9 protein-coding genes and 2 tRNA genes are annotated in these 8877 nt (G+C 40.5%); all 11 read right to left on the reverse strand.

The features are described from left to right. Positions 1 to 3: 3 nt before the first annotated feature. Complete coding sequence (purC, locus tag EAI95_RS09400; protein ID WP_129822796.1) at positions 4 to 711, reverse strand: phosphoribosylaminoimidazolesuccinocarboxamide synthase; 708 nt, start codon at positions 709 to 711, stop codon at positions 4 to 6. A 169-nt stretch (positions 712 to 880) separates the two neighbouring features. Continuing rightward, a complete protein-coding gene (locus EAI95_RS09405) occupies positions 881 to 1126 on the reverse strand; it encodes an acyl carrier protein (RefSeq protein ID WP_129822797.1) in 246 nt (81 codons plus the stop codon). Further along, a complete protein-coding gene (gene plsX / locus EAI95_RS09410; RefSeq protein ID WP_048687892.1) occupies positions 1123 to 2127 on the reverse strand; it encodes a phosphate acyltransferase PlsX in 1005 nt (334 codons plus the stop codon). The genes EAI95_RS09405 and plsX overlap by 4 nt, the downstream gene beginning before the upstream one ends. Further along, on the reverse strand, positions 2124 to 2903 hold the full coding sequence (gene recO, locus EAI95_RS09415; protein WP_129822798.1) for a DNA repair protein RecO: 780 nt from the start codon (positions 2901 to 2903) through the stop codon (positions 2124 to 2126). Before recO ends, plsX begins: the two co-directional genes overlap by 4 nt. Then, the gene (locus EAI95_RS09420) at positions 2887 to 4068 is read right to left on the reverse strand and encodes a pyridoxal phosphate-dependent aminotransferase (protein ID WP_129822799.1); all 1182 of its coding nucleotides are present in this window, start codon (positions 4066 to 4068) and stop codon (positions 2887 to 2889) included. The genes recO and EAI95_RS09420 overlap by 17 nt, the downstream gene beginning before the upstream one ends. Before the next feature lie 164 nt (positions 4069 to 4232). After that, on the reverse strand, positions 4233 to 5096 hold the full coding sequence (gene srtB / locus EAI95_RS09425; protein ID WP_129822800.1) for a class B sortase, LPKTxAVK-specific: 864 nt from the start codon (positions 5094 to 5096) through the stop codon (positions 4233 to 4235). Positions 5097 to 5189: 93 nt separating this feature from the next. After that, positions 5190 to 5807, reverse strand: coding sequence for an amylase-binding adhesin AbpA (gene abpA, locus EAI95_RS09430; RefSeq protein WP_129822801.1), 618 nt, complete (start codon positions 5805 to 5807; stop codon positions 5190 to 5192). A gap of 378 nt (positions 5808 to 6185) precedes the next feature. Then, a complete protein-coding gene (locus tag EAI95_RS09440; protein ID WP_023027441.1) occupies positions 6186 to 7160 on the reverse strand; it encodes a ribose-phosphate diphosphokinase in 975 nt (324 codons plus the stop codon). Positions 7161 to 7320: 160 nt separating this feature from the next. Beyond that, positions 7321 to 8568 (reverse strand): CHAP domain-containing protein, encoded by a 1248-nt coding sequence (locus EAI95_RS09445; RefSeq protein WP_129822802.1) that lies wholly within the window; start codon positions 8566 to 8568, stop codon positions 7321 to 7323. A gap of 144 nt (positions 8569 to 8712) precedes the next feature. Next, positions 8713 to 8800, reverse strand: a tRNA-Ser gene (locus tag EAI95_RS09450). Between the two features lie 4 nt (positions 8801 to 8804). Then, positions 8805 to 8877 (reverse strand) — tRNA-Ile (locus tag EAI95_RS09455).

Here is an 8877-nt window from a genome sequence, read left to right on the forward strand (position 1 = left end):
AGGCTACTTCAATCCCTGCAATTTTTCTAAAACAACTTTATATACATCCGTTAAACTGCCCAGATCTCTACGGAAAACATCCTTGTCCATATGGTGACCTTCCGCATCCCAAAGGCGGCAGTTGTCTGGTGAGAATTCGTCTGCCAAGATAATCTTGCCATCCTTATCAAAACCAAATTCCAATTTGAAGTCAATCAAGCGAAGACCAATTTGTGCAAACCAATCTTTCAGCAACTCATTGATACGACGCGTTTCTTCCTTGATATAAGCGATTTGCTCATCATTGGCAATTTCCAAAAACTTCACATGCTCATCATTGATGAATGGATCATCCAATTCATCGTTCTTGTAGTAAAATTCAACGATTGGAGTCTCCAAGTCTAAACCTTCTTCAACACCAAAGCGTTTAGAAAAAGAACCCGCAGTCACATTTCGAAGAACAACCTCCAAAGGAATGATGGTCACTTTCTTGTTCAATTGTTCGGTATCAGAAATACGTTCAATAAAGTGCGTCGCTACACCCGCAGCATTCAATTTTTCAAAAATAAGAGACGAAATCTGATTATTCAGCACACCTTTCCCCTCAATGGTCTCTTTGCGAGCTCCATTCAGCATGGTAGCCTGGTCCTTATAAACGGACTTAATCACATGTTCGTCTTCTGTACTATAAATATCTTTTGCTTTCCCCGTATAAATTAATTGATCGGACATCTTCTTGTTCGCCTTTCATCTTTTATCCCTTTCAGTGTATCACAGAGAGGTTGTTTTTTCAAGTTAAATCCGTATCTTGTTAGCTTGTAATACAAAAATAATAAGAGATTGAATCAAAAAGATTCAACCTCTTATTTTTAGATGCTTATTCGTTCGTAAAAACCGAACTTTATTTGCTTGTTTTCTTCAAAACGTAGTCTACCATATCTCCAACAGTTGCCATGGCATCAATGTCTTTATCTGGGATATCAATTTGGTAGGCTTCTTCCAAATAAATAATGTATTCCATGAGATCAACGGAATCTACTTCCAAGTCCTTTCGTAAGTCCAAATCCAAAGTAACCTCATACTCAGATCCTTTATGATCTTGAATCAACCCTTCAACTAGTTTAAAAATTTCTTGATGACGACTCATTTCTCTTCCTCCAATTCTGATAATTCAACCACAGATTTACGAATAACATCTGTTTCTAACATGGTCCGGATCTGGCGGATCGTGCTATAGACTGCCTTTGCATCACTAGAACCATGGGTTTTCACGACAGGGGCTTGCAAGCCAAACAAGACCGCACCTCCAACATCTGAATAATCCAAGGTCTTTTTCAAACCTCGTAGATCATTCTTCAAGAGAAAGGCTCCTATCTTAGCTTTCAAGCCACCACCACTAAGGACCGTTTTCAACTGTTTAAAGAGGCCCAGAGCAGTTCCTTCCATAGTCTTAAGGACAGCATTTCCTGTAAATCCATCTGTGACAATGACGTCAGCAACTCCATCCATCAAGTCACGCGCTTCTACATTTCCTACAAAATTAAGAGAAGGATCTGCTGCTAATAATTGATAGGTCTCCTTGCGTAGGGGATCCCCTTTGCTTTCCTCTGTTCCGTTATTTAAGAGACCGATACGAGGCCGCTTAATGCCACGGACATTCTCTGCATAATAGGCCCCCATAATCGCATATTGGTGCAAGTGAGTTGGCGTATTTTCAGCATTTGCCCCCAGATCCAACATATCATAGCCCTTCCCATCAAGGGTAGGAAGAGTCGACATCAAACCTGGACGATCGATGACCTTGATCCGACCGACGATGAAGTAACCAGAGGCAAGAAGAGCTCCTGTATTTCCTGCAGAAAGCATCGCATCCGCTTCCCCATTCTTAACTGCATGCGCTGCTAAGACCATACTGGCTTGCTTTTTCCGACGAATCGCACGAGTTGGCTCATCATCTGAGTTGATTTTCTCATCCGTATGGACGATAGATACCCGTTCAGTTGCTGTCAGGTATTGCTTAATTTTGGCCTCATCCCCATACAAAATGACTTCAATATCCTTAAATTCTTGTATGGCTTGATTGACCCCTTCTACTAGGGCCTGTGGAGCATGATCTCCGCCCATTGCATCAACTGCAATTTTTTTCATTTCTTACCTCCAGACTGATCTTTTAAGATCTCTCCCCAGCTTCCCAGGGAATCAATAAATTTCTTAGCTTTGAGATGAATACCTACATATTCATCATAGAGTTGGTCTAGACACTTTCTCAACTCTTTCTTCATCTCACCATGGATGGAAATCGTCTCTAACTCACTAAATTTCACAGCTTGAAAACGATCCAACAAATAGAGGGCATTTGGATCCCAGTGGGCCCGTCTTTCATCACGATCATAATGATCTGGGCAAAGGACACCACCCAAGCGGAATGAAAAATCAAAAGGCAACCCCACTCGATGACAGACACAACACTCATGAACGTTTAAGGCAACACCAAATCGGGATAAAATCTGCATTTCAAAAATATTGGTCAAGATTTCATAATCCAAGCCCCGATCCATCAATTGCAAGGTCTGCTCTAAAAAAGCAAATAAAGCTGGATCAGGTTGACGATCCTGTATACTAGCATCTGCCAAAGCCAGTATATAGGTTGCGTAGGAAAGACGAAAAAGGTCTTGGTTAATCCCTTGGAAACTTTGAACCTCATGAATATCTTCGATATAGCTGAGTCCGTCATCATTGATTTTCAGATACATATCCGCTAAAGTCAAAGGTTGGATCATAGAATTCAACCGAGAACGATTGGCATGTTTCACGAAAAACATGAGCTTGCCAGCTTGCTCTGTAAAGATTTTAACCAGCTTATCATCCTCTCGGTAATCCCGATGGTAGAGGACGATGCCACGACTCTCAATGCTCTCCAGCATGTTCTTTCATAAACTCCTTCAACCGACTCATCGCTTCTTGGATCACTTCCATACTTGCTGCATAGGACAAGCGCACATAGCCTTCTCCATATGGGCCAAAAGCCATTCCTGGGATAAAGGCAACAGCCTTTTCTTGGGCTAGGAGCTTCAAAAAATCGAAGGAATTTTGAAGATATCCTTGTGGGATCTTAGCAAAAATATAGAAGGCCCCATCCGGGCGGATAATATCAAAGCCCATGGCAGACATTTCTTTGATGATATAATCTCGACGCTCTATGTATTCTCGTTTCATCGGCTCTGCGTCGTCTTTACCAACTGTTAAGGCTTCAATGGCTGCATACTGGTTCATGGTCCCCGCTGCAGTCACCAAGTACTGATGACTCTTGATTAATTGAGCTGTCAAAGGAGCCGGAGCAAAGATAAAACCAAGTCTCCAGCCTGTCATAGCATGAGACTTAGATAAGCCATTGATAATAATGGCTTGGTCCCGTAGATAGGATCCCAAGGAAACGTGAGGCTGTCCTGTATAGGTTAGCTCTGAATAAACTTCGTCACAAACGACAAAGATTTCATATTTCTTCAAGACTCTAGCCAACTCCTGCATCTGCTCCTTAGAGTAGGTGACACCTGTCGGATTAGCTGGGTAGTTGAGAATAACCGCCTTGACGCGATCTCCTTGCTCTTCTATGGCCTTTTCTAAAGCCTCTGGGCTGAGGATAAAGCGATTGTCTGTCGTATCAATTTCGACGACACTAGCCCCCATCAGTTTAATAATAGGTTCGTAACCAGGATAAGCAGGTGCTGGTAAGAGCACCACATCTCCCGGTTCCAATATAGCGGTCAAGGTCGCAGAAAGGGCCTCCGTTGCCCCAATCGTAACCAAAATTTCATCCTCTGGTCGATACTGTAGGTTATATTTTTCAGCTACAAACTGACTAGCAGCTTCTCGCAAAGCTAGCAAGCCACTCATCCCCGTATAATGACTCTGGTTGGCATCAATAGCTGCTTTTGCTGCTTCCTTTACATGATCCGGTGTCGTAAAATCTGGCTCACCCAAGGTCAAGCGTAAAATACCTGGAATAGAAGAAATGGCTTGGTCAAACTGACGAATCAAAGAAATCTCGATTCGATTCAAATTTTGATTAAACCGTTTTGTTAAATCCATAGCCACCTCCAAAAAAAGTTCTATCACCATTATACTATAAATAGAAAACCATCGCAAAAAAGGGGCTACTCCCAACTAAAATGATACAATAATGGCCTTTTTCATCAAAAAAGGACTTAGCACATGCTAAATCCTCTCATTGAATAAATTTTACCAAATCTTTTCTATTCTTGACCACGTGTTGCAACATAATTCAACTGATCACCATGTTTTGCCAAGAAATCCTTCATTTCCGAATCCGGAATTTGACGAAGGTAGAGATTGGAACGGATAGTTTCATCTTCTTCGCGACAAGTAGACAAGACTAGGTACTTATCAGAAGCATTGATTTTAATATTTGGATTCTTTGTACGCGCTGACTCATAGATGTTTTTCAACTGGGTAGTGAAATCTTCATCATCTGAAAAGCTAGTACGATAGAAAGCTGTTGTTTCAGGAACAATGACCAAGCCCATTGCTTCATAATAATACTTGCGCTCAGGTGTTTCAATAACTACGTAAGGGTGCTGGTTAAAGTACTCTTGATTATCATAGAAGTTAACATCGTTAAACATCCGATGATCTTCAACCTGGCTTCCACGAGCATGACCGAATAACCAGGTCAAACGATCACTAAAGTCCTTTTTATTATCAGTATCCATGAAGACCGTTCCCAATAAAGGTTGGTTTCCACCCTCAAATGTCTTATCCAAATAAGTAGCATTGTCCCCTGTTTGAACAACAGGCTCATCTAACTCAGTTCCTGGAGCATAAACATAGGCAATCGCTTCTGGATTGACAGAAGTTAATTGAGCAAAGCGGTTGGCTAAATACTCTTTTTCTTCTTGACTTGGCTCATATTTGACTTCCTTGACCTCTTTGCTACTTGCATTAGACGATGAGCTCGTATCCTTTTTATCAGATGAGGTCTGTTTCCCAAATGGATTAAAGAGGATAAATCCACCTACAAGGGCTACAAGAGCAAGCAAAGCAAGAATAAGCGAAATGCCCTTTCTTTTAGAACTAGAATGTTTATCTGTACGATTCATAAAAATAAGATCCCCTATATACCGTTTACTCTAAAAAATAACACCGAGCCCGAAGGCTCAGTGATATTTAATTTAAGAGCTAATTAATATAAATTATTTAACTGCGCTTGTTTTTGGAAGAGCTTTGTCAGCTTGTTTAGATCCAGCTTTACCAGCTGCTGCTGCTTTAGCTGCTTCTTCTGCTTTAGCTGCTTCTTCTTTAGATTGTTTAGCTGCTTCTTCTTTAGAAATTCCATGTTCTTTCAAGTAACGTGCGTTAGCTTGTTCTGGAGTTTCATTCAAGATGTAGTAAGAACCTTGTGCCTTGTCAGCAGTGTTGTATGTTTTTTGAGATTCTTGGATTTTAGCGTTACGAGCTGCATTACGAGCATTGTTCAATGCTGCTTCATAAGCTGCTTTCTTTTCACCGTAAAGGTGTGAACCACCTTCAACAGCATCCAATTCAGCTTTAGCTGCAACTACTGCTGGATCTTGTGATGCGATAGCATCAACGTTTTCTTGGTGACCACCAACATATTCGTTAGCTTTACGACCATTTTTAAACTCAGATTGAGCGTTGTAAGCATCGTTAACACCGCCACCAGTTACTGGTTGGTCGTAAGCACCTGGAGTGTTAGCTCCACCATTAATAGGGTTTTCATTTGCAAATGCTGGTGCTGCTGCTGCAAATACTGCAAGAGCTGCTACTGATGATAATAAAACTTTTTTCATTGTTTTATCTCCTTTTTTCATTTTAAAAAATAATTCGTTACTTCGTAACTATTACTAGTTTACTACGATATATTTTATTTGTCAATAAAATCTGACCTATTTTTTAAATTAATTTTATATTTTTTAGGTAAGAGAAGATTTGACTTTTAAAGTAGAAATCTTTTATTTTGTAAGTGTTTTACTTCTTTTATTTGATTGCACCACTTTTTGGCAAGGTCTTTTTTGGTAGACAAGGATCCATTCTATCCTCATTTTTTTGTGCTTCTTTCAGTAACTCCTCCCTCTGATTTTTTATCTTACTTTCTTTTTTTAACCAGTTGAAAAACATATCTTTCCTTTCTTAAAAAAGAGGCTCTCTACAACCTCTTTTTTACATTTTTAAGATTTTTTCGCATTTCCAATTTCAAATAGTGGAGACAGAGGACGTTTTTCATGGATGCGGATAATCGCTTCTGCCAATAGTTTTGCGATGGAGATTTGTTCAATTTTATCGATTAAGCGCTCTTCAGGTAGGTAAATGGTATCCAACACCACCAACTTCTTAATTGCTGATTTCTGAATATTGTCCATAGCTGGACCAGATAATACAGGGTGCGTACAACTTGCATAGACTTCTACAGCTCCTGCTTCAGCAAGTGCATCCGCAGCGTGGCAAATGGTTCCCGCAGTATCAATCATATCATCGATCAGGATACAAGTTTTCCCTTCAACGTTCCCAATGATGTTCATGACTTCGCTGGTGTTCATTTTATCAACACTCCGACGTTTATCAATGATGGCGATCGGTGTTTTCAAAAATTCAGCTAGCTTACGAGCACGCGTCACACCACCGTGGTCCGGACTGACTACCACATAGTCAGAACCAATCATGCCACGACGTTCAAAATAGTCTGCAATCAATGGAGCCCCCATCAAATGATCCACTGGAATATCAAAGAATCCTTGAATCTGAGCCGCATGCAAATCAATGGTTAAAAGGCGATCCACACCAGCAATCTCTAACATATTGGCAACCAATTTGGATGTAATCGGCTCACGAGCACGAGCTTTACGGTCTTGACGGGCATAACCATAATAAGGCATCACTACATTAATGGTTTGAGCACTGGCACGTTTTAAGGCGTCTACCATAATCAATATTTCCATTAAATTATCATTGACAGGAGAGCTCGTAGATTGAAGAATATACACCTCTTTCCCACGAATAGACTCCTCGATATTGACTTGGATTTCCCCATCTGAAAATTGACGTACGGTCGACTTACCAAGTGGCAATCCCATCTCCTTAGAGACACGTTCAGCCAAATCTTGGTTAGAAGATAAAGCAAACAGCATTAAATCCGAAAACGACATGATTTCCTCCACATAAATTTAACCACAATGTACAAATTGTACAAATCTTCTCTTTACCCATTGTAACGCTTTTTACATGATTTTTCAATCCATAATCCATCAAAAATTAAAATAGTAACTATAGTAAAAAACACCCACTTTTAGTGGGTGTTTTGAATTCTTAGTTTGGATAGATATAAGTAAGTGATCCTTGTGCATTCACTGGGTTAAACCATCCACGGTAGTTCCCAATGCTACGGATACCTAAGTAGTTAGATTCAGATACTTGAATACTTGTAGTAGATTGAACAGCTGTAACCACTGCCACGTGTCCATATCCACCGTCATTCCAACATGCAATAGCTCCAACTTGTGGTTGGCTACCAGTACGGAATCCAGCTGCTGCGGCACTTGCAGCCCACTGTGCTCCATTACCCCAGTAATCACCAGCCCAAGGTGCCAATACTTTCGCACCCCAAGTACATTCACCTACAGGGTATGAACTTGCAGAGGTGCTGTATGTTGGACGACTAGTTGCAGCAGGTGTAGCAACTGTTTGAGTTTGAACTGCTGGTGCTGCAGCAGGAGTTGAAACTGTTGCTTGAGGTTGTGCTGCTTCAGCTGCTGGTGTTTGAGTAGCAGCTTGCACTTGTGCTTGCAAGTTAGTATTAGCAGATGCTTCTACAGCCTTACGTTGTTCTTCTTGTTGTGCACGGTAAGCTGCTTCAGCTGCTGCTGCTTCAGCTGCCGCTTTCTCAGCTGCTGCTTTTTCTGCAAGCAAAGCATTCTTTTCATTTTCTGCAGTTGATTTTTCAGCTGCCAAATTCAATTGTGCAACTTTCAACTCAGCTTCTTTAGTTGTCAACGCTTGCGCATCATCATCTAATTTTTGTTGGTTTGCAATAACAGTGTTGATTGCTTCATTGTTTTCTTTTTGCTTAGCATCAATTGCTTCTTTATCGCGTTTTTGCTCTTCAAGCATCTTGTTGTTGGCGCTAGCAATTTCATTCATTGCAGAAACACGAGAAATAGCTTCAGTCAAAGAACCAGAACTTACAATAGCGTTAATGTAACTTGTAGCAGTTCCTGTTGTTTGAGCACTACGTGCTTGGTTTGCCAATGATTCTTTACGAGCAACAATATTTTTAGAAAGCTCTTCAATCTCTGCTGAAAGTTTAGCAGACTCTTCGTTCAAACGATCATTTTCAGCTTTAAGAGTTTCTTGTTGCTTTTTGATTTCAGAAACTTGAGATTGAATTTGATCAACTTCTGCTTGTGCGCTTTGTTCTTTTGAACTCAAATCAGCAATCTTACTATCTTGTGCAGCAATTTTATCATCAGTAGAATCAGCTCCTACAGAAATAACTGTACCTACTTGTGATAAAGCTACTGTACTAAGTAAAATAGTCGTTAATAATTTTTTCTTCATATAATAAAAGACTCCTTCATATAAGACACTAACTAGTATAACAGAAAATGAAAGATTTTATGTTACGCCTTTGTTACATTTTTATTTCTATTGATGTATCAAAGTAACAAAAAAAGTTAGCTAGAAAGCTAACTTGATTCTCTACGGAGAATGGGGGATTCGAACCCCCGCGCCGGTTACCCGACCTAACGATTTAGCAAACCGTCCTCTTCAGCCTCTTGAGTAATTCTCCAAAATGGGCACGAGTGGACTCGAACCACCGACCTCACGCTTATCAGGCGTGCGCTCTAACCACCTGAGCTACGCGCC

This window comes from Streptococcus sp. bf_0095 (assembly GCF_004166885.1).
Classification (GTDB): Bacteria; Bacillota; Bacilli; order Lactobacillales; family Streptococcaceae; genus Streptococcus.